The sequence below is a fragment of the Bradyrhizobium sp. AUGA SZCCT0283 genome, from assembly GCF_018130385.1.
In the GTDB taxonomy this organism is placed as follows: domain Bacteria; phylum Pseudomonadota; class Alphaproteobacteria; order Rhizobiales; family Xanthobacteraceae; genus Bradyrhizobium.
Genome location: NZ_JAFCLU010000002.1, coordinates 229,207 through 248,070, shown reverse-complemented (window position 1 = coordinate 248,070; position 18,864 = coordinate 229,207). Strand labels below are relative to the sequence as shown.

The following is an 18,864-nucleotide window of genomic DNA, read 5'->3' as shown; positions in this document are numbered from 1 at the left end:
CGCCACGTCCGGAATACCGGGACATGGCGCTGTGACTTTAATAAGGAAATGCTCAGCCGCGCTTGTGCGGGGTCAGGTTGAGCGGCCTGGAGGGCTTTGCCGCGGGCGCGTAGTTCACCGGCGTGGCGGCGGCCGGCGGCACGTAATGAAAGACGGCCTTGCAGCCGTCGCTGAGCTGCGCGCGCTTCTGGACCATGCAGGCGGTGACGCGCTCGACATCGGGGATTTCCGACGAGCAAAGCCGCATCGCATCGCCGGTGCACATCTGCTCCTGCTCTGGCGTGTAAGCCTGAGCGGCTGTGCCCAGCGCGGCCAGCGCAAAGCTGGTCGCGATCAGCATCTTGCAGGCGCGCACGGTCGAAGCAGTGAAAGTCATTGAGTGTCCCCTTTGTGGATGGTGTGGCAGCGGATGCTGCGCCTGAGCTCTCGCGCCGGAGTGGCGCCTCGTTGGGCAGGAGAACTACGCGGCGATGGTTTCGGGAATTTGTCGTCGCAAGCGCAAAAGTGTTTCGTCGCAGGGAGATTTGTTTCATCGCGGGAGCGCGATCTCTACACATGGCTGCCGGGTATCGAGCCGTTTCCACTACTTTCTGCCGCACCGCCCAAGGTTGCCATGTCCCTTGAGCAGGGATCGGCTATAATCTGATTCTGGCGCGGCCCATGCCTCCCCCCTCCGTCGGGACAGCATCTTTCCATGCGGGGCCATTTCGACCATCGAACCAACTGTTCGAGCACCAAGCATAAGGAGGGGTTGCGATCATTGCTCGCAAATAGGAGGTTCTTTCGATGAAGCTGTCTGCGCCCCTTTATCACTTGAAGCGTAAGGCCAAACTTCTATCACGTGCCGAAAATATCCCGCTGCACGAGGCGCTCGACCGCATTGCCAGGCAAGAAGGTTTTGGCGCCTGGAGTTTGCTCGCGGCCAAAATGACCGCCACCGCGCCCGCTGAAAAACTGTTTGCGCGGCTGGCTCCCGGTGATCTGGTGCTGGTCGGTGCGCGCCCGGACCAGGGCAAAACCCTGATGAGCCTTGAGCTTGCCGTGCAGGCCATGAAGTCCGGAAGTCGAGGTGTGTTCTTCACGCTGGAGTATACGGAAAAGGACATGCTGGATCGTTTCCGCGACATCGGCGTGGCGCGGGAAGATTTTGCCGGTCTGTTTGAATTCGACAGCTCCGACGACATGAGTTCGGACTACATCGTCAAGCGGCTGGCCGCAGCGCCTCGCGGCACCCTGGTGGTCGTGGACTATCTGCAACTGCTCGACCAGAAGCGTGAGAATCCGGAATTGATGGTTCAGGTTCGAACCCTGCAATCGTTCGCACGCGATCGCGGGCTGATCTTCGTCTTTATCTCCCAGATCGATCGCTCATACGATCCGTTGAAGAAACAATGCCCCGATCTGGAAGATGTCAGGTTGCCCAATCCGCTTGATCTGAGCCTCTTCACCAAGACATGTTTCCTGAACAATGGTGAGGTTCAGTTCCGGGTGGCAAGCCGGTCCATGGACTGATTAGCGCGAAGCCATAGTCGTATCGACAAGCTTGTGGTACCGCGAGATACAGGCTGAAGCAGATTGGCTTCTTGCGGTTGCTTTTCGGCGAGATATTGGCTCACGCCTCATCTTGACGGCGCCCGGCACCGCTTGCTTTGCGCGCAAAACGGACATCAGGTGGCCGGCGAAGCCGTACACTCGGTCGAAAATGACCCGGAACCTACATCCCAGCCCAAGGTTTTCCGCGCACGCCCATTTCCAATCTCAGACGACTACGACATAATTTCCGCCGCGCGGTTGGCAGCACGAGCGAAGGTGACGCTCGTGGTCTTGCGGGCTTCGTATTGCAGAGACAAGCAGCCAGACAGCGGCAATAACTGGGGGATAGGTGCCGGGAGAATAGCAATGTTGACGACCGATTATCTGATCATCGGCAGCGGTGCCGCTGGCATGAGCTTCGCAGATCAATTGTTAACCGACACCAATGCAACCATTGTTGTTATCGACCGGCATCACATGCCGGGCGGCCACTGGAACGACGCCTATTCCTTTGTCCGGCTGCATCAGCCATCTGCGTTCTATGGCGTGGGATCGCGTCAACTCGGCAGCAACCGCATCGACGTATCCAGCCTCAATCGGGGTTACTATGAACTGGCCTCTGGCCCGGAGATCGTCAGCTATTTCGACAGGCTGATGCAAGAACGTTTTCTGCCTTCGGGTCGCGTCCAGTATTTTCCGATGTGTGACCATCTGGGAGACGGACGATTCGTTTCCCTCGTCTCGGGCACAATCCAGCAGGTCGCGTTTAGCAAGAGACTCGTGCACGCTACGTTCTTGAACACCCAGGTGCCCTCGACGCACACCCCCTCCTTTCGAGTCGCCGAAGGCGTCAAACTCGTAACGCCCAACCTGCTGCCGATTTCCGCGCCCGGGCACCAACGCTACGTTATCTTAGGCGGCGGCAAAACAGCGATGGATGTCGGAACCTGGCTGCTACAGATGGGCGTTCGGCCGGAAAATATCCGATGGATCGTACCACGAGATTCCTGGGTGATAAATCGCGACACGACTCAGCCCGGCGACGCCTTTTTCGAGCGCACCGCCGGCGGAATGGCCGACAGGTTGGAGGCGGCGGCCGAAGCCACCTCGGTCGCGGATCTCTTCGAGCGGCTGGAACGAAGAGGTCAGATGTTACGCATCGATCGGACTGTGCAGCCGACCGGGTTTCGCGGCGCCACGCTCTCGATCCTCGAAGTGGAAGCGCTGAGCACTATCAAGGACGTAGTTCGCAAGGGACGTGTTAGGCGGATCGAGCGCGATGCGATTGTCCTTGATCAAGGCACAGTCGATGCTGCGCCGGACGACCTCTATGTGGATTGTACCGCGAAGGCATTCAGCAGACGCCCTCCAGTTCCGGTCTTCAATGGCGATCAGATCACGCTCCAGATGTTGCGTGTCGGGAGTTACAGTTTCAGCGCGGCCTTCATCGCACATGCCGAAGCGGTCTATGACGATGACGTGATCAAGAACGATCTTTGTGCGCCGATGTCGCCGCCAGAGGTCGCTGCGGATTGGCTTAGGAATATGCTCTCGGATTTGCGAAATGCAAAGCGATGGGCGGCCGAAAAAGCGCTGCGTACATGGATCGCCGAGCACAGGCTATCAGGCGCCGGATTCCCAGATACCGGCGCGGCATCGAGTCCCGAAGGGATACGCATTGTTGAGCGTCTGCGCGAAGCCCGTCCGCGGGCTGCAGCAAGCTTGGCACGGCTTGTCGCTGAACTCGATCGGCCCATATAGGCTCGGGAAGACCGATACCGCATTTGTCTGCTTCTGGCACATCACGTCATTTCACTGCTATGCAGCAACCGGGTCGCACTCGGAGCAAAGCTGACATCAACTTCGATGCATCATGCCGGCGGGTCTATAGTGCACGACCTAGGCGGGACCACCCAGCGTAATTCGGCGACGCACATAAAGAAGGCCCTGTGGCGAACCACAGGGCCTCAAGTCTCGGGGAGATAATCAGCTCGCGCGCTTCCAGGTCTGGCCGCCGCAGAACATGCCGCCGAAGGCGCAGCCCTGGACCTTGAGCGTGTCGGTACCCTTCAGCGCGATCGTGGAATCGTAGTTGCGGCCGCTGCTGGGATCATGAATCCGGCCGGTCCACTTGCTGCCCTGCGGCTTCATGTTGATCAGGATCCGTTCGCCGGTGTTGACGGAATAGCCGCACAGATTGGCGCCGCATTCCTCGATGCGAACGTTGCCCTTGTTCTCTTCCGTCGACCAGATGCCGATCGGCGAGTTCGGGTCGGACGCGGCGGCTGCGGCCACCGGAGCCGGTTGCGGCGCGGGTGCAGGCGCGGCCGCGACTGGCGCGGGCGGCGGAGGCGGGGCGGGCTGCGCAGCTTCGGTTCGCGCCGGTGTCGCGGCTGCGATGGTTGTTTGAGCGGGCGCGGGCGCGGCGGGCTGCGGCGCGGTGGCTTGGGCCGGAGCCGGTGCCGCCGGCGCGGCCACGACGTCATCGTCGCTCTTGCTCTTGGAGCCCATGCCCTTGAGATCGATATTGCCGAGCGTGCCGGTATAGCCGGGGGCGGTGATCTTGATGCAGGAAATGCCGGTGCAGTTGCGCGGCGCTTCAACACGAACACGCTCGCCGTTGATCTGGAGGGTAATCCCGCCGGCCTGTGCCGAGGTGGTGGCCATCAACAATGCGGCGAGGATGTAGAGCTTCTTCATGACAGGCTCCTGAGCGGCTTGTGAGCGCGTGGCGGTGAATGTGGGCGGACCCTACGCGGCGCGAGAGACACGTTCTGTGACGCACGTCACAAGGCGCCCGGAAGCGCGACGTCCGGAAGCGACGCAATGGCGCGGCTCGGTGATTCAAATCACATTCAGCCGAGGTTTCCCGCGACTAGTTTTCGGCAATCACCTGCGGGAGGCTTCGATGAAACGATTTTGTTTTCTCGCCGTGCTGATCGCGCTGAGTTCGTCGGCCCATGCCGGTCGTTCGATTTCATTCAGCGTCGGCAGCCATCGGGTGCACATCGAATCCTCCAGGCATTGCCGTTCGGTCTCGTGCGCCTCGATGTCGATCTCCAGAAGCCTCGACTGGCGCCGCAAGCGCGACCGCCATGACGACGATCGCGGCGTGGCAGCGCCGGCAAAGCCTGTGCCACCAGCGCCACAGACGGTTTCGCCTCCCGCTCCGCCGGCGACCACGGCGCCGGCCAAGACCATCGTCGCCGCGCCGCCGCCGGCCGTCTACACGCCGGCCGCATCGAGAAGCCAGATCGTCGATGCGCCTCCGCCACCTGCGCCGCCCGCACCGCCGCCGGTTCAAGAGGCTTCGATTCCAGTGCCGCCGCTCCCGCCAGTCGCAAAGCCGGTCGAGACCGCGCAGCCTGCGCCGCAGGTCGAGCGCGTCTCGCATCAGGCCGAGGAAGAGCCGTCCGATTCTCCGATCGGTGATTGGCAGACCGAAGGCAAGGGAACGGTGCGGATCGCCAAGTGCGGCAATGCGCTGTGCGGCTTTGTGCTCGGTTCGTCGAACGAGAAGGGCGAAGCGATCCTGATCAACATGAAGCCGAAGACGGAAAGGCAATGGACCGGCGGCGTCTACAGCCAGGACTCGGGCGAGACCTATTACGGCACGATGTCGATGAAGGGGATCAACACGCTTCGCGTCGAAGCCTGCGCGCTCGGCCGCTTCTACTGCTCCGGCAACAATTGGAGCCGCATCACGCGCCGCGCCGACAGCCTGGTGACGTCGCGGCAGGTATCCGCCGAGCAGCGCTCTTAGCCGCCCGCGAAAACGCCCGGTGACACGGCCACCGGGCGTTCAGGTCCATTTCTGGACGGAGGTTTAGAACACGCCAAGCACAATCGCGCCGACGAAAGCGAATGCAACATACGCGGTTACAACGCCAAGTCTGCTGACGAGAGGACTTACGAAATCCATTGGGGAAAGCTCCCTGGGTTCACGTCGTGCCCGCACATAACAATTAACGCTAGCAAAGCGTTCCCGGCCCAAAAAGTCAGTGTTGCTGTCCATCCATGGGCTCTCCACCGCCGGAAGCCCCCGGAAACATGGTAAAAAATTCGTAAAATCAATATGTTGAAGAGTCTTTAAATAAATTCGTTGAACGTGCGGGCGATGACGCACGGAGTTCGTTTGTATCTCGTCGGCTCCCTCGTCCTCGTCTCGCTAGCGGGTTGTGGGCGCGGATTTTTTCAGTCCGCCGAGCGCGAACCATGGCGTGCCGAGGCCGAAATCGCTTGCCTGAAGTCCGGCGCGGTCAAGGAAAGCGCGGAACTGGTCCGGATCGAGCCGATCTCCGGTCCCGGCGTGTGCGGCGCGGAATATCCGCTGAAAGTGGTGGCGCTCGGCGAAAACATCACCAGCTTCGGCTTTGCCGATGAAAGCCTGCGGCCGCCCGGAAATATCGGCAATCAGCCGCGCTGGCCGATCACCCGCGCGCCGGCGGCGGCTCCGCCCCAGGGAAATTATCAGGGAAACTATCAAGGAAATTATCAAGGAAATCATCAGGGAAGCTATTCGGGAGCCTATCCGAATCCGGCGCCGCGGCAGCCGAACTATGCCGCGCCGTCCAACGGCCCGATCTCGCTGTCCGCGCCGGGCATCGACCCGCAGGAGGATGACGTCGATCTGCCGCCCGAAGGCATGCCGGCATCGCGCGACGGCGGCTATATGGCGGCGCCGTCCTATCCGCCGCGCGACCGCTACACGGCACCTTCTCCGGCGCCGTATTCGCAGGCGTCCCATTCGCTACCGCCGGCCGTACCGCGGCTCGGGCCCGCGCAGGGCAATTCCGTCAGCGCCTTCGGGCAGGTCTCGATGAAGCCCGCGGCGACGCTGGCGTGCCCGATCGTCTCGGCGCTCGACCGCTGGCTCAGCGATTCCGTGCAGCCGGCGGCGATGCGCTGGTTCGGCGCGCGCGTCGTCGAAATCAAGCAGATCTCCGCCTATTCCTGCCGCGGCATGAACGGCAATCCGCACGCGCATATTTCCGAGCACGCCTTCGGCAACGCGCTCGACATCGCGGCCTTCACGCTCGCCGACGGTCGCCGCATCACGGTCAAGACCGGCTGGCGCGGCATGCCGGAAGAGCAGGGCTTTCTGCGTGACGTGCAGGCGGCCGCCTGCCAGCAGTTCAACACCGTGCTGGCGCCGGGCTCCAACTCCCACCATGAGGATCATATTCACGTCGACCTGATGCGCCGGGCTTCGCGGCGCACCATCTGCCAGCCCGCCGCCGTGTCGGGCGACCAGGTCGCCGCGCGCGCCGGGCAGCGCAACCCTTACGCGTCACGCGATCCTTACGCGACGGGATCGTTCGGCAGCAAGAAGTCGGTGTCACGCTGGTTCAGGGATAGCAGCAAGGTCAACGAGGAAGACGAGTTCGAGGATCATTAGAACTTGTCCACTTTGTAGGGCGGATTAGCCGAAGGCGTAATCCGCCGTTCCAGCAAGAGTCGTGACTACACTCGCTCGCCGAAATCACCGCTTGTTTCGCTATCACCTGCCCAATCAAGCGGAAATATTCCTGCACGAACGTCTCGATGAAAGGAGGAATAGGGCCAATCGCGCACGCGCGTGGCGAGGCCATGCTTGAGCGGATTGATGTAACAATACTCGACGTGGCGCGCGTAATCCGCTTCGTCACGTATCAGATGTTCCCAGAACCGGCGTTGCCAGATGCCGCGCTCGTTGCGTGCTACGCGAACCGCGTTGAGAGGTTCTTGCTTCGGCAACGCTCTTGCGAAGCGGTTCTTGATCAGCCGCCATCGCGTCGAAAAATCGGAATCGCCGGGCGGCAAACTCCAAACCGCATGCAGATGATCGGGCAACACCACGAATGCGTCGATCGTGAAGGCATGGCTCTGGCGAGTCGCGGCAACGGCTGCGCGCAGGAACTCGATCTGATCGACGAGCAGGGTTTGGCGACGATCCAGCAGATTGACGGTGAAGAACCAGCATCCGCCGGGAACGAACGCGCGACGATAATTCGGCATGAGGCGCAGGATAGCACAATGCGGACGTGTTGGAGCCAGCGGCGGCGGATTACGCTCCGCTAATCCGCCCTACGACGCCGTCATTCGCTCCAGCAGGTCCTGCACGACGCCCTTCAGCAGATCGAGCTTGTAGCCCGTCATCGGCAACGGCTTTGCACCGGATGTCGCTCGTTCTGCAACAACGGCAATCGCCGCTACATTGGCCGGCTTGCCCTGCAATGCCGCTTCCGCCGCGGCGAGACGTAGCGGCACCGGGGCGATGCCGCCGGCGGCGAGGCGGACGAACTGGAACGTGCCGTCCTTGATCACGGCGCGAGCACAGAGTTCGACCAGCGGCCATTCGGCATAGGTGCGACTGATTGCGCGCTTGTACAGCGCGCGCTCGCCGTGCAGCGGCGGAGCAAGCTCGATGCTCCTGATCATCTCGCCCGGCTGCAGCGCGTTGTCGGCGCTGCCGTTGGAGCCGTCACCGAGAAGGTCGCCGATCGTCAGCGAGCTCCTGCGGTCGGTGGTCACTTTCGCTTCATAGGCGAGCAGTGCGGCGGCCATGGTCGAGGGATGCGGCGCTACGCAGGGGCCGAGGTCGAAGGCTACATGATAGAGATGATTGCCCGATCGCGCCGGACAATCCGATCCGCCTTTCTTCAGGCAGGCGATATGCGGATTTCGAAAATACCAGCAGCGCGAACGCTGCGCGAGATTGCCGCCGAGCGTGGCGAGGTGGCGGATCTGCGGCGTCGCCAGGCCTTGCGCGGATGCCGCAATGCCCGGATACGCCGCAGCGATGCGCGCGTCCGCAGCGATGGCGGCAATGGTGGTGAAGGCGCCGATGCGCAAACTCTCGTCGGCGTCCCAATGCATCCCGATCGTGTCGGGCGCGGCTGATATATCGATCACCGGCCCGGTCGAGACGCCGCTGCGCCGCCGCTCGCTGAGGTCGGTGCCGGCGGCGCGGAATTCGCCTGCTTGCGTGGCAGTCATGGCTGATGATGTCATGCGGCGGCCCTCCCTTTGAGCGCGGCGACGAGACGGTCGGGACGGATCGGCAGTTCGGTCAGCCGAACGCCGGTGGCGTTGAGAATCGCGTTGGCGACCGCAGGCGAGGTCGGCACGGTTGCGACCTCGCCGATGCCGACGCTGCCGCCGAGCACGTGATCGAAGCCGCCCTGGTCGAAATGCACGTCGATCACTGGCGTGTCCGCGATGCCGGGAATGCGATAGTCCTCCATGCCGCCGCTGAGCACATCACCGGTGCGGGAATCGACTTCGCGTGCTTCATAGAGCGCGTAGCCGATGCCCTGGATGACGGCGCCCGCCGCCTGGCTTCGCGCCAGCGCGGGAGCTGCGATCCTGCCGACCGCGATGCCGGTGTGAACGTTGAGAACGCGCACGTGGCCGAGCCAGGTGTCGACTTCGACTTCGATGACCTGTACCGAACTCGGCACGCCGGCGCCGATCGCAAGGTTGGAGAAGCGCCGCATCATCCAGCCGAAGATCATGCCCATGAAGCCGGCCTGCTTGAGCGGCGACTGGACGCCCGGCGCCATCTGCCGGGAGTCTTCCGGCCGCACGCTGGTAGCGGAGAGGTCGGGCGAGGCCGCGAGCCATTCACGCCACGGCGCGTTGGAGCCCGGGACCGGTTGCCGTTTTGCGTGTTGCTGGATCGCGGCCTTCAACTGCTCGATCGCCAGCAGCATCGGCGGAATCACCGACGCCGTGACGCGGCTGCCGCCCGAACCCGGCCCTTCCGGCAGGTTCGAATCGCCGATCCTGACTTCGATCTCATGCGGCTCCAGGCCGAATTCTCGCGCGACCGTATTGGCGATCACGGTGCGGGTGCCGGTGCCGATATCCTGCGTCGCGGTGCTCGCGATCAGCCGCCCGCCCTTGACGGCCACCTCGACCTTCGAGCCGGGCTGCCACAGATAAAGCCAGTAGCCGGTGGCGACGCCGACGCCGCGACGATAACGGCCGCTCTGCGCGGCGATCGGTTTCCGGTTGCGCCAGACCTCCAGGCTCGAGGCCCAATCGTACAGCCGTTGCCGGTTGGGATCGGGGTCCCAGCGCTTGCGCAGCGCGATCGGATCGATGTTCATGCGCAGCGCCGCTTCGTCGATCGCCTGTTCCAGCGCAAACGCCATCGGCGGCCCGCCAGGTCCGCGGAAGGGCGCACCGGCCGGCAAATTGCTGATGACGTCGAAATCGGCAAGTTCCTTGGCTTCCGCCGGATAGATCAGGCGGGCAAGTGCCGCGATGGTCGAATTGGTCGCGGCTCCCGTGTCGGCATAAGCGGTGAGCGAAAGTGCTTTTAGTTCGCCTTGCTCGGACGGCAGCAATGCAATTTTCACTTCCGTCGCCGGCCGATAGCCGGTCACTGAAAGCTCCTCGTGCCGGTCGTAGGCTACTCTGACCGGCGCCCCGGCTTCGCGCGCCAGTTCGATCGCGGTGGTGGTTTCCACGCCAAGCGCAGCCTTCGAACCAAAACCGCCGCCGACGTGATCGGCGATCACGCGCACCTTGTCGTGGCCGAGCTTGTAGCGCTTGGCGATCAGCTCCATCAGATGAAACACCGCCTGCGTCGAAACATGCACGGTGAGCCGGTCGCCATCGAAACGCGCGACCGCGGCGTGCGGCTCGAGGCAGGCGTGCTGTTGCGTGCCGGTGCGGAAGGTGCCCTCGACCAGCAGCGGATTGTTCGCCGCGCGCGCGCCGTCGACCCAGCTCCGCACCTTCTTCGGTTTCTTGGAGAACGCCGCCGATGGTCCGCGGATATTGCCTTTCCAGGGCGCCGGCGAGCCGCCGCCTTCGGAGACGTTGCCGGCTCTCTTGCGCGCGGATTTTTCGAACACGACAGGCGCATCGGCCTTGCGCGCCTCGTCGAGCCCGATCGCCGACGGCAGGCGTTCGCTGCCGAGCTTGATGGCGGCGATCGCGGCCAGCGCGGTCTTGCGGTCCCTGGCCGCGACGGCCGCGATCGGTTCGCCGACATAGCGAACGATGCGATCGTCGCCGAGCAGCGAGATCGCAGCATTCACACCCGGCATCGCGCGCGCCGGCGCCAGATCGAGTTCACTGATCCGCGCATGCGCGAACGGCGAGCGCAGGATCACGCCTTCGAGCTGGCCGTCATGATGGATGTCGACGGTATATTTCGCCGATCCTGTCACCTTGTCGCGGGCTTCCATGCGCGGCGGGGGGATGTCGTTGCCGTCGAAGCGGCCGGCGCAGGCGTCCGCCACGGCGCGGAAGATGCCGTCATAGGCGCCGCAGCGGCAGAGATGACCCGACAGCGCCGCGCCGATTTCCTCGCGCGACGGCACCGCCGTTCCCTTTGCCGCGCGCCACGAATCGTGAAACGCCGCCGCCTCGACGATGAAGCCAGGCGTGCAGAAACCGCATTGCAAGGCGTCGTGCGCCATGAAGGCCTTCTGCACCGGGTGCAGCCTGGCCGCGCCGATGCCTTCGACCGTCGTCACGTTGGTGTTCGCGGCTGATCGAGCCGGCATCAGGCAGCTCACCGCCGGCTCGCCATCGACCAGCACGGTGCAGGCGCCGCAGACGCCGGCCCCGCAGACCAGCTTGGTGCCGGTGAGGCCGAGCGCGTCGCGCACGACGTCGACCAGCAGCGCATCGGGGTCGTCGGGGAGGGGAGCGAGCTTGCCGTTGATCGTCATCGTGCTCATCTGCGATCTCCTGATTTGCGGGCGGTGGATCGAGGGACAGCTTTCTTCGCAGGCTTCGGTGTGGCGGCGCGCGGCTTCGCTGCCGGGCGCACGGCGCCCGCGATCAGCGTACGCAGCATGATCTCCAGATCCTTCAGGAAGGCGTCGGCCGGCTGCATCGCGGGGTAGGCGGACTTGGTGCCGTTGACCGCCATCTCGACGCAGCGTGCAAGATCGCGCGGCGTCATGCCGGCATTGAGAACGAGGCCCTGCTTGCGGCAGACGCGCGCGATGGTCGCGGCAAGCAGTTCCGCATAGGCGGCGGTGTATTTCTGGTAGAGGTCGCGCGCCTGCAGGAGATGTTCGGAGAACAGTTCCTCGACATGGGGCGAGCCGTCGAGCGAAGCGGCCAACTGCCCGAGCTTGGCGGTGACCGACGCGACGAGAATATCGGCAAGGCTGCCGCCTTGCTTCTCGGCGGCGCCGGCCGCCGCGATCTCGGCGGCGAGCGCGTCCTCATGCAGCCGTTCGATGACGGCGCGGAACAGCGCTTCCTTGGACTTGAAGTGATGGTAGAGCGCCTGCCGCGTCAGGCCAGCGGCCTCCGCCGCCTGCTCGATCGACGAGCGCCGGAAACCCTGCCGGCGGAACACCAGCATCGCGGCATCGAGAATGCGGGTACGCGGCCCCATTTGACGATTTTGACAAAATGGAAAGAACTGTCAAATAACGGAATCGCGAGCAGGGATGGAAATCGTGCCCTGCAGCAACAGCGAGGTCCGATGTCACTGATCGGACGGCACTTTATGCGTCCGGCAGTCGTAAGGTCCGCTTCCATCGGCGTCTTCGATGTTTGTCCTGAAAAACCGTCCCATCGAAGGCGCGTTCAGAAACGCATTGAGCGTGTCCTTCGGCAGATCGCAATATTGCCGGTAGACTGCGTGGCCCTGCACCACCATGCGCCGGCTTTCGGTGTCGTAACAGACCCGGCTGATGACGCTGCTCCGGGTGATATCCTGGCAATTGAACGGTTTGAGATCGACCGGTCCCCGGTCCCTCACATCAACGATCTCGGCTTCCTGCCAATCGGCGGTGAAGAGCAAAGCGAGGATGAAAGCAAGACGGATCATGACGCCTTCGTGCCATCGGACGCGACAAGCCTGCGGCCGGAACCGCGCGCGGCGGCAGCCGGCCCCGGGGCAGGCTACACGAACTTGATCCCGATCACGTCGCCCTTTTTCCAGGCGACCTTGCAGGTCCTGCCGGGCGACGTCCGGTCGAACTTCAGTTGAAAATGCGGTTTGACGAAGTGCGGGTCCTCGACCCTGAGCCGCGCGCCGCCTTCCGAGATATCGATGACGGTGCACTGGCGCGCGGCGAAACCGCCGTCGACCGTCATCCATGCGGGCTGGTTGGTCCGCCGGCGGGCGGACCGGGACTTTCTGCCGAATAGCGACATGGCGCGTACCTCCGACGGTCAAACGCGCCGCAGAGACACTCGTTGCAGATACGAAGAATTTGAATGAACTGGTAGCTCGAAAGCTCTACCGCCTTCGTCGAGCGCTCGGTCTATCGGGCGTCACGATCGGCGGCGGCGTGCGCTATATCGGCGAGTCCTGGGACGATACCGACACCATCCGCACGCCTGATTACACGCTGCTCGACGCGATGACCCGCTACGAGACCGGTCCGTGGCGGTTTCAGGTCAACGCCAGCAACCTGGGCGACAAGCGGCATATTAAGGAAAGGTGGAGGCGGGACCTACTTCGGCTTCGCCCGATACGTCTGCAGAAACAGCCGCGTCGCGCTGTCAACCACGCGCGCGATGCGCTCCGCCGATGGCGCCGGCTCTGCCTGGAACACGAACGGCAGAAACAGCGTCGCCTGGCACATCTGCAGGAACTGCGCGGCGGCAAGCACGCAATCGTCGATCGCGAGATCGTCCGGCCCGACATGGGCCTGCAGATAGTCGGCGAGACGGTTGATCGTCTGTGCCAGCACGTTCTCGTAAAACTGGCGTCCGACCTCCGGCATCCGTTCGGCGATCGCCATCACCGTGCGGATCGACGATCCGCCGCCTGGCCGGCAGATCGATCCGATGTAGGTCTGGCCGAATTCCCGCAGCGTGATTTCGGCATCGCGTTTGGGATCGAGATTGTATGCGATCTTGGCCTTTTCGAGCGCTTCGTCCTCGACGATGGCCTCGAACAGCCGGCTCTTGTCGGCGAAGTAGACGTAGAGCGTGCCTTTGGAGACGCCGGCGGCGCGCGCGATCTCGTTCATGCTGGCCCCATCAAAGCCCAGATCCATGAACACCTTTCGCGCGCCGTCCAAAATCTGCCGGCGCTTCGAACTGTCTTCCTCGCCAAGGGGATGAACGGTGTTTGATGGAGATGCAACCATTGGTTTATCTTCTCGCGCAAGAATTCAACCCGGGATATGGCGGGAAGCGTTTCTCGCGTTATGGTCCGTATGGCACCAATATATCTTGACCGAACCGTTCGGTCAATGATACTTTTAGATCGAATGTGCCAGTGCGGCCGGTTTCCGTCCCGGTTTTCTTGGCCACACGTGCATCGCGACATTTGGAATGGGGAGGCCGGTAATGGCCGCAGCGAGAGATCAGGCCGCACGCATCATCCGCGGTGGATCGGAAACGGCGAAGGATGAAGCCGCATCCGAGGCCAGCGCGCTACTTGCGGACCAGTTGCGGACTCACGTCGCGGAAGAAATCAGGCGTCACCCCGCCGAGTCGCACGGCGCCGAGCAGCCAGCCGCGCCGTCCGCCGGCGCCGATGCAGCGGCGGCGAAACCGGGCAAGCGCAAATTCGTCATGATCGGTGCGCTCGGACTGCTCGCGCTGGCCGCGATCGGTTACGGCGTCTACTTCGTCCTGGTCGGGCGCTTCTATGTCTCGACGGACGATGCTTACGTTCGCGCCAACAACACCACGCTCGGCGCCCGCGTTTCGGGCCATGTCGCGGCAATCCTGCCCCGCGACAATTCGATCGTTCGCGCCGGCGACGTGATTTTCAGGATCGATGACGGCGATTATCGCATCGCGGTGGATGCCGCTCGCAGCAAGATCGCGACCCAGCAGGCCACCATCGATCGCATCGGCCGTCAGGTCACGGCGCTCGAAAGCGCCGCCGAGCAGGCTAAGGCGCAACTCGCTTCCGCGGACGCCGCGCTGAAGCGCGCCGGTCTCGACTTCGATCGCCAGCAGACGCTGAGCACCAAGGGTTTTGCCTCGCGCGCCGCCTTTGAAGTTTCAGAGGCCAGCCGCGATCAGGGCATCGCGGCGGTCAAGTCGGCGCAAGCGGCTTACGACGCCGCGCGCGACAATGTCGAGGTGACGAAAGCGCAGCAGGCCGAGGCCCGCGCGCAGCTTGCGGAATTGCAGACCCAGCTTGCCAAAGCGGAGCGCGATCTCGCCTTCACCTCGGTGCGCGCGCCGGTCGACGGCACCTTCTCCAATCGCCTCGTCAATACCGGCGACTTCATCCAGGCCGGGCAGCGGCTCGCCAATGTGGTGCCGCTCAACGACGTCTATATCGACGCCAATTACAAGGAAACCCAGCTCAAGCGCATTCGCCCCGGCCAGCCCGTGAACATCTCGGTCGACGCTTATGGCCATCGCAAGTTCGCCGGCGTCGTCGACAGCATTTCCCCGGCGGCGGGATCGGTATTCACGCTGCTGCCGCCGGACAACGCGACCGGCAATTTCACCAAGATCGTGCAGCGGCTGCCGGTTCGCATTCGCGTGCCGAAGGACGTCGCGAAGCAGAACCTGCTGCGCGCTGGCATGTCGGTCTATACCACCGTCGATACCCGTGAGGGCGCGGCCGACGCCGACAGCGAGGCCGACCTCGATGCGCCAGGGACGGTTCAACCGCGGTAATTTTTCCAGAAAGCTCCGGGCCCGAAGCCCGGCGCCTGTTCCGAGCTGATCATGGCCGACGCCACCGCCGCACCGCCTTCCATGAACGCCGCGGCCGACGACCGCATCCCGCCGCGGCGGCTGTTCGCGTTTCTCATCATGGTGTTCGGGATGTTCATGTCGATCCTGGACATCCAGGTCGTCTCGGCGTCGCTGCAGCAGATTCAGGCCGGGCTTTCGGCCAGTTCCAGCGAAGTGTCGTGGGTGCAGACTTCCTATCTAATCGCCGAAGTGATCGCGATCCCGCTTTCCGGATTCCTGTCGCGCGCGTTCGGCACCCGTTTGCTGTTTGCGATTTCCGCCTCCGGCTTCACGGTCGCGAGCTTCTTCTGCGGCTTTGCCTCGACCATCGAGCAGATGATCCTGTGGCGCGCGATCCAGGGATTTTTGGGCGCGGGCATGATCCCCACCGTGTTCGCATCCGCCTACACGGTGTTTCCCCGTTCGAAATTCCATATCGTCGGTCCCATCATCGGCCTGGTCGCGACGCTGGCGCCGACCATCGGGCCGACGGTCGGCGGTTTCATTACCGACATGATGTCGTGGCACTGGCTGTTCTTCATCAACATCGTTCCCGGCATCGGCATCACCATCGGCGTGCTGGCGCTGTGTGATTTCGACAAGCCGAACTTCGCGCTGCTCGAGCATTTCGACTGGTGGGGCCTCTTGTTCATGGCCGGCTTCCTCGGCACGCTGGAATATGTGCTGGAAGAAGGCCCGCAGTCGCAATGGCTGGAAGACACGTCGGTCGCGATCTGCGCGGCGATCTGCGTGGTTTCGGCGATCGCCTTCTTCTGGCGCGTGCTCAGCGCGCGGGAGCCGATCGTCGACATCAGGACGTTTACCGACCGCAATTTCGGTGTCGGCTGCCTGATCTCGTTCTGTGTCGGCATCGGCCTTTACGGCCTCACCTACATGTATCCGCGTTACCTCGCCGAGGTGCGCGGCTACAGCCCGCTGATGATCGGCGAGACCATGTTCGTCTCGGGGATCGCTATGTTCCTCACCGCGCCGATCGTGGGCCGGCTGATGGCGAAATACGACATGCGTTACCTGATCGCGATCGGTCTGGTGCTGTTCGCGCTCGGCTCCTATCAGATGACCTGGGTCACGAAAGAATATGATTTCTACGAATTGCTGCTGCCGCAGATCCTGCGCGGCGCCGGCATGATGCTGGCGATGGTGCCGACCAACACGATCGCGCTCGGCACACTGGCGCCGGAGAGGGTGAAGAACGCCTCGGGCCTGTTCAACCTGACGCGCAATCTCGGTGGCGCGGTCGGATTAGCGGTCATCAACCAGGTGCTGAACGAGCGCACCGACCTGCACATCTCGCGCCTGCACGACCGCATCAACTGGGGCAACGCCACCGCGGTCGAAACACTCAACATGTTCACCCAGCGTATGCAGGGCATGGGCGATGCCGCGCTGATGGCGATGAAGCAATTGTCGCAGATCGTGCACCGCCAGGCGGTGGTGATGGGCTATGGCGACGCCTTCTTCATGCTGACCGTGTTCTATTTCGGCCTCAGCCTGCTCGTGATGGTGTTGAAAAAGCCGTCCGCCACGGTGCTCGGCGGCGACGCGCATTGAGTGGGTCGCGGATTGCGCCCATCACGCTGATGTCATGTTGCAAATCACCCGCGATGCATTTATAAGCAGCGCATTGTCGCTCGAACCGGGGAGATTTGCATGATTTCGATGTATTTGCAGATCGCATCCTCGCGTCCGATGCCCGTGCTGGTATTTCGGTCGCGTCACTGAGCGCGATCTCCGCCGGCCCTGATCGGGTCTGACGCCCGATCTCCAAAGCTTCCCAACGACTTAACGATATTTTTTAACGACGCTTGCGTTCGGTCCGAGGCCGGCGCGCGTCCATTCAGATGGAGCCGGCATTTGCGTGAGCGCAGCCGGATGATGCCATGACCGCTCTTAAAGACAAGCGTCCCGCGGCGATACGCGTGGTGATCCCCTTCGTGTTCCGCCATTGGCTGCAACAGCCCGGCCGCGCTGCCATCGTCGCCGGCGGACTGCTCGGCGCGACCGCGGCCGACCTGTTCATGCCGATCTTCTCCGGCCGCCTGGTCGATGCGCTGACCCTGGGCGCTTCGGACGTGGCGGCGCGGCATGCCGCGTTTGTTGCCTTCGGCGGAATCGTGGCGCTCGGCCTGATGTCGATGGTCCTGCGGCTGACCGGCCTGCAGGCGATCGTGCCGTTCACGCTGAAGACGATGTCAGACGTGTCGCGCGATGCTTTCGCGCGCGTGCAGCGTTTCTCCACCGACTGGCACGCCAACAGCTTTGCCGGATCGACCGTGCGCAAGGTCACGCGCGGCATGTGGGCGCTCGACCTGCTCAATGACACCATCCTGATGGCGCTGGCGCCGTCGCTGCTGGTGCTGCTGGGCTCGATGATCCTGCTCGGGCTGCACTGGCCCGTGCTCGGCGCGGTGATAGCGGTCGGCACCGTGATCTATGTGTCGATGACGCTGGCATTCTCGGTGAACTACATCGCCCCCGCTGCGCGCGTCTCCAATGCATGGGACACCAAGGTCGGCGGCACGCTTGCGGACGCGCTCACCTGCAACGCGGTGGTGAAATCCTTCGGCGCCGAAGCGCGCGAGGATGCGCGGCTGGCTGGCGTCATCGGCCGCTGGCGCACGCGCGTGCGGCGAACGTGGTACCGTTACAACTACACCTCGACGGCGCAGCTCGCGGTGCTGTTGTGCTTTCGCGGATCCGTGATCGGCGGCGCGATCCTGCTGTGGATCGCGGGCCGCGCCACGCCGGGCGATGTCACCTATGTGCTGACCAGCTATTACATCATCCATGCGTACCTGCGCGATGTCGGCATGCACATCAACAACCTGCAGCGTTCGGTCAACGACATGGAGGAGCTGGTCGCGATCCATGGCGAGCCGATCGGCATTGCGGATGCGCCTGATGCAAAACCGATCGACATCCAGGGCGGCCGCATCGCGTTCGACGCGGTGACGTTCCATTACGGCGGCCATCGCGCGCCGCTGTATGATGACCTGTCGGTGGAGATCCGCGCCGGCGAGCGAGTCGGCCTGGTCGGCCGCTCCGGCTCCGGCAAGACCACCTTCGTCAAGCTGGTGCAGCGGCTCTACGACGTCAGCGGCGGCAAGATCCTGATCGATGGTCAGGACATCGCGAAAGCCACGCAGCATTCGCTGCGCAGCCAGATCGCGATCGTGCAGCAGGACCCGATCCTGTTTCACCGCACGCTGGCCGAGAACATCGCCTATGGCCGGCCGGGCGCCAGCATGGCGGCGATCGAGCAGGCGGCGCGGCTCGCCAATGCGCACGACTTCATCCTGCGGCTGCCGAAGGGCTACGGCACGCTGGTCGGCGAACGCGGCGTCAAGCTGTCGGGCGGCGAGCGGCAGCGCGTCGCGCTGGCGCGCGCCTTCCTGGCGGACGCGCCGGTGCTGATCCTGGACGAGGCGACCTCGAGCCTCGATTCGGAATCGGAAGGCCTGATCCAGCAGGCGATGGAGCGGCTGATGAAAGGGCGCACCTCGATCGTGATTGCGCACCGGCTGTCGACGGTACGCAGCCTCGATCGCATCCTGGTGTTCGATCGCGGCGAGATCGTCGAGCAGGGCACCCACGCGGCGCTGACGACACGTCCGGGCGGCGTCTATCGCGGCCTGTTCGAACTGCAGGCCACCGAGTTCGGCCGCATCTCGGCGGCGGAGTGAGGTGAGC

At 63.5% G+C, this 18,864-nt stretch carries 16 protein-coding genes; 7 read left to right on the top strand and 9 right to left on the bottom strand.

Annotated features, from left to right (window positions below):
* Positions 1 to 52 precede the first annotated feature (52 nt).
* Complete coding sequence (locus JQ624_RS04600; RefSeq protein WP_249129385.1) at positions 53 to 376, bottom strand: hypothetical protein; 324 nt, start codon at positions 374 to 376, stop codon at positions 53 to 55.
* A gap of 410 nt (positions 377 to 786) precedes the next feature.
* Between JQ624_RS04600 and JQ624_RS04595 the strand changes: the two genes are divergently transcribed.
* The gene (locus tag JQ624_RS04595; RefSeq protein ID WP_212417658.1) at positions 787 to 1,512 is read left to right on the top strand and encodes a DNA helicase; all 726 of its coding nucleotides are present in this window, start codon (positions 787 to 789) and stop codon (positions 1,510 to 1,512) included.
* 387 nt (positions 1,513 to 1,899) lie between these two features.
* Complete coding sequence (locus JQ624_RS04590; RefSeq protein ID WP_212417657.1) at positions 1,900 to 3,294, top strand: FAD/NAD(P)-binding protein; 1,395 nt, start codon at positions 1,900 to 1,902, stop codon at positions 3,292 to 3,294.
* Between the two features lie 225 nt (positions 3,295 to 3,519).
* On the opposite strand, the gene JQ624_RS04585 is transcribed toward JQ624_RS04590, so the two are convergent.
* On the bottom strand, positions 3,520 to 4,233 hold the full coding sequence (locus JQ624_RS04585; RefSeq protein WP_212417656.1) for a DUF2147 domain-containing protein: 714 nt from the start codon (positions 4,231 to 4,233) through the stop codon (positions 3,520 to 3,522).
* 208 nt (positions 4,234 to 4,441) lie between these two features.
* Between JQ624_RS04585 and JQ624_RS39260 the strand changes: the two genes are divergently transcribed.
* A complete protein-coding gene (locus tag JQ624_RS39260) occupies positions 4,442 to 5,296 on the top strand; it encodes a DUF2147 domain-containing protein (protein WP_212417655.1) in 855 nt (284 codons plus the stop codon).
* A 354-nt stretch (positions 5,297 to 5,650) separates the two neighbouring features.
* Complete coding sequence (locus tag JQ624_RS04575; protein WP_212417654.1) at positions 5,651 to 6,931, top strand: extensin family protein; 1,281 nt, start codon at positions 5,651 to 5,653, stop codon at positions 6,929 to 6,931.
* A gap of 65 nt (positions 6,932 to 6,996) precedes the next feature.
* Here JQ624_RS04575 and JQ624_RS04570 read toward each other — a convergent pair whose 3' ends face one another.
* The 7 genes from JQ624_RS04570 to JQ624_RS04535 all read right to left on the bottom strand — a co-directional run bounded on the left by JQ624_RS04570 (position 6,997) and on the right by JQ624_RS04535 (position 13,595).
* Positions 6,997 to 7,530, bottom strand: a complete 534-nt coding sequence (locus tag JQ624_RS04570) for an REP-associated tyrosine transposase (protein ID WP_212417653.1) — start codon at positions 7,528 to 7,530, stop codon at positions 6,997 to 6,999.
* Positions 7,531 to 7,599: 69 nt separating this feature from the next.
* Positions 7,600 to 8,526, bottom strand: a complete 927-nt coding sequence (locus JQ624_RS04565; RefSeq protein ID WP_212417652.1) for a xanthine dehydrogenase family protein subunit M — start codon at positions 8,524 to 8,526, stop codon at positions 7,600 to 7,602.
* The gene (locus tag JQ624_RS04560; RefSeq protein ID WP_212417651.1) at positions 8,523 to 11,213 is read right to left on the bottom strand and encodes a molybdopterin-dependent oxidoreductase; all 2,691 of its coding nucleotides are present in this window, start codon (positions 11,211 to 11,213) and stop codon (positions 8,523 to 8,525) included. Before JQ624_RS04560 ends, JQ624_RS04565 begins: the two co-directional genes overlap by 4 nt.
* Positions 11,210 to 11,884: a TetR/AcrR family transcriptional regulator gene (locus tag JQ624_RS04555; RefSeq protein ID WP_212417650.1), complete on the bottom strand. Its 675-nt coding sequence runs from the start codon at positions 11,882 to 11,884 to the stop codon at positions 11,210 to 11,212. The genes JQ624_RS04560 and JQ624_RS04555 overlap by 4 nt, the downstream gene beginning before the upstream one ends.
* 93 nt (positions 11,885 to 11,977) lie before the next feature.
* Positions 11,978 to 12,322, bottom strand: a complete 345-nt coding sequence (locus tag JQ624_RS04550; protein ID WP_212417649.1) for a KTSC domain-containing protein — start codon at positions 12,320 to 12,322, stop codon at positions 11,978 to 11,980.
* Positions 12,323 to 12,396: 74 nt separating this feature from the next.
* Positions 12,397 to 12,651, bottom strand: coding sequence for a PilZ domain-containing protein (locus JQ624_RS04545; RefSeq protein ID WP_212417648.1), 255 nt, complete (start codon positions 12,649 to 12,651; stop codon positions 12,397 to 12,399).
* 302 nt (positions 12,652 to 12,953) lie between these two features.
* A complete protein-coding gene (locus JQ624_RS04535; RefSeq protein ID WP_212417647.1) occupies positions 12,954 to 13,595 on the bottom strand; it encodes a TetR/AcrR family transcriptional regulator in 642 nt (213 codons plus the stop codon).
* Positions 13,596 to 13,797: 202 nt separating this feature from the next.
* Between JQ624_RS04535 and JQ624_RS04530 the strand changes: the two genes are divergently transcribed.
* The 3 genes from JQ624_RS04530 to JQ624_RS04520 all read left to right on the top strand — a co-directional run bounded on the left by JQ624_RS04530 (position 13,798) and on the right by JQ624_RS04520 (position 18,857).
* Positions 13,798 to 15,093, top strand: coding sequence for an HlyD family secretion protein (locus JQ624_RS04530; RefSeq protein WP_212417646.1), 1,296 nt, complete (start codon positions 13,798 to 13,800; stop codon positions 15,091 to 15,093).
* 51 nt (positions 15,094 to 15,144) lie between these two features.
* The gene (locus JQ624_RS04525; protein WP_212417645.1) at positions 15,145 to 16,725 is read left to right on the top strand and encodes a DHA2 family efflux MFS transporter permease subunit; all 1,581 of its coding nucleotides are present in this window, start codon (positions 15,145 to 15,147) and stop codon (positions 16,723 to 16,725) included.
* Positions 16,726 to 17,054: 329 nt separating this feature from the next.
* On the top strand, positions 17,055 to 18,857 hold the full coding sequence (locus JQ624_RS04520) for an ABC transporter ATP-binding protein (protein ID WP_212417644.1): 1,803 nt from the start codon (positions 17,055 to 17,057) through the stop codon (positions 18,855 to 18,857).
* The last annotated feature ends 7 nt before the right edge of the window (positions 18,858 to 18,864 follow it).

What these genes read in the sequence shown, in the direction of transcription:
- JQ624_RS04560 (WP_212417651.1), bottom strand. Translation starts at nt 11,213, where the DNA reads ATGAGCACGATGACGATCAACGGCAAGCTCGCTCCCCTCCCCGACGAC.
- JQ624_RS04600 (WP_249129385.1), bottom strand. Translation starts at nt 376, where the DNA reads ATGACTTTCACTGCTTCGACCGTGCGCGCCTGCAAGATGCTGATCGCG.
- JQ624_RS04585 (WP_212417656.1), bottom strand. Translation starts at nt 4,233, where the DNA reads ATGAAGAAGCTCTACATCCTCGCCGCATTGTTGATGGCCACCACCTCG.
- JQ624_RS04525 (WP_212417645.1), top strand. Translation starts at nt 15,145, where the DNA reads ATGGCCGACGCCACCGCCGCACCGCCTTCCATGAACGCCGCGGCCGAC.
- JQ624_RS04535 (WP_212417647.1), bottom strand. Translation starts at nt 13,595, where the DNA reads ATGGTTGCATCTCCATCAAACACCGTTCATCCCCTTGGCGAGGAAGAC.
- JQ624_RS04555 (WP_212417650.1), bottom strand. Translation starts at nt 11,884, where the DNA reads ATGGGGCCGCGTACCCGCATTCTCGATGCCGCGATGCTGGTGTTCCGC.
- JQ624_RS39260 (WP_212417655.1), top strand. Translation starts at nt 4,442, where the DNA reads ATGAAACGATTTTGTTTTCTCGCCGTGCTGATCGCGCTGAGTTCGTCG.
- JQ624_RS04565 (WP_212417652.1), bottom strand. Translation starts at nt 8,526, where the DNA reads ATGACATCATCAGCCATGACTGCCACGCAAGCAGGCGAATTCCGCGCC.
- JQ624_RS04570 (WP_212417653.1), bottom strand. Translation starts at nt 7,530, where the DNA reads ATGCCGAATTATCGTCGCGCGTTCGTTCCCGGCGGATGCTGGTTCTTC.
- JQ624_RS04590 (WP_212417657.1), top strand. Translation starts at nt 1,900, where the DNA reads ATGTTGACGACCGATTATCTGATCATCGGCAGCGGTGCCGCTGGCATG.
- JQ624_RS04575 (WP_212417654.1), top strand. Translation starts at nt 5,651, where the DNA reads ATGACGCACGGAGTTCGTTTGTATCTCGTCGGCTCCCTCGTCCTCGTC.
- JQ624_RS04520 (WP_212417644.1), top strand. Translation starts at nt 17,055, where the DNA reads ATGACCGCTCTTAAAGACAAGCGTCCCGCGGCGATACGCGTGGTGATC.
- JQ624_RS04545 (WP_212417648.1), bottom strand. Translation starts at nt 12,651, where the DNA reads ATGTCGCTATTCGGCAGAAAGTCCCGGTCCGCCCGCCGGCGGACCAAC.
- JQ624_RS04550 (WP_212417649.1), bottom strand. Translation starts at nt 12,322, where the DNA reads ATGATCCGTCTTGCTTTCATCCTCGCTTTGCTCTTCACCGCCGATTGG.
- JQ624_RS04530 (WP_212417646.1), top strand. Translation starts at nt 13,798, where the DNA reads ATGGCCGCAGCGAGAGATCAGGCCGCACGCATCATCCGCGGTGGATCG.
- JQ624_RS04595 (WP_212417658.1), top strand. Translation starts at nt 787, where the DNA reads ATGAAGCTGTCTGCGCCCCTTTATCACTTGAAGCGTAAGGCCAAACTT.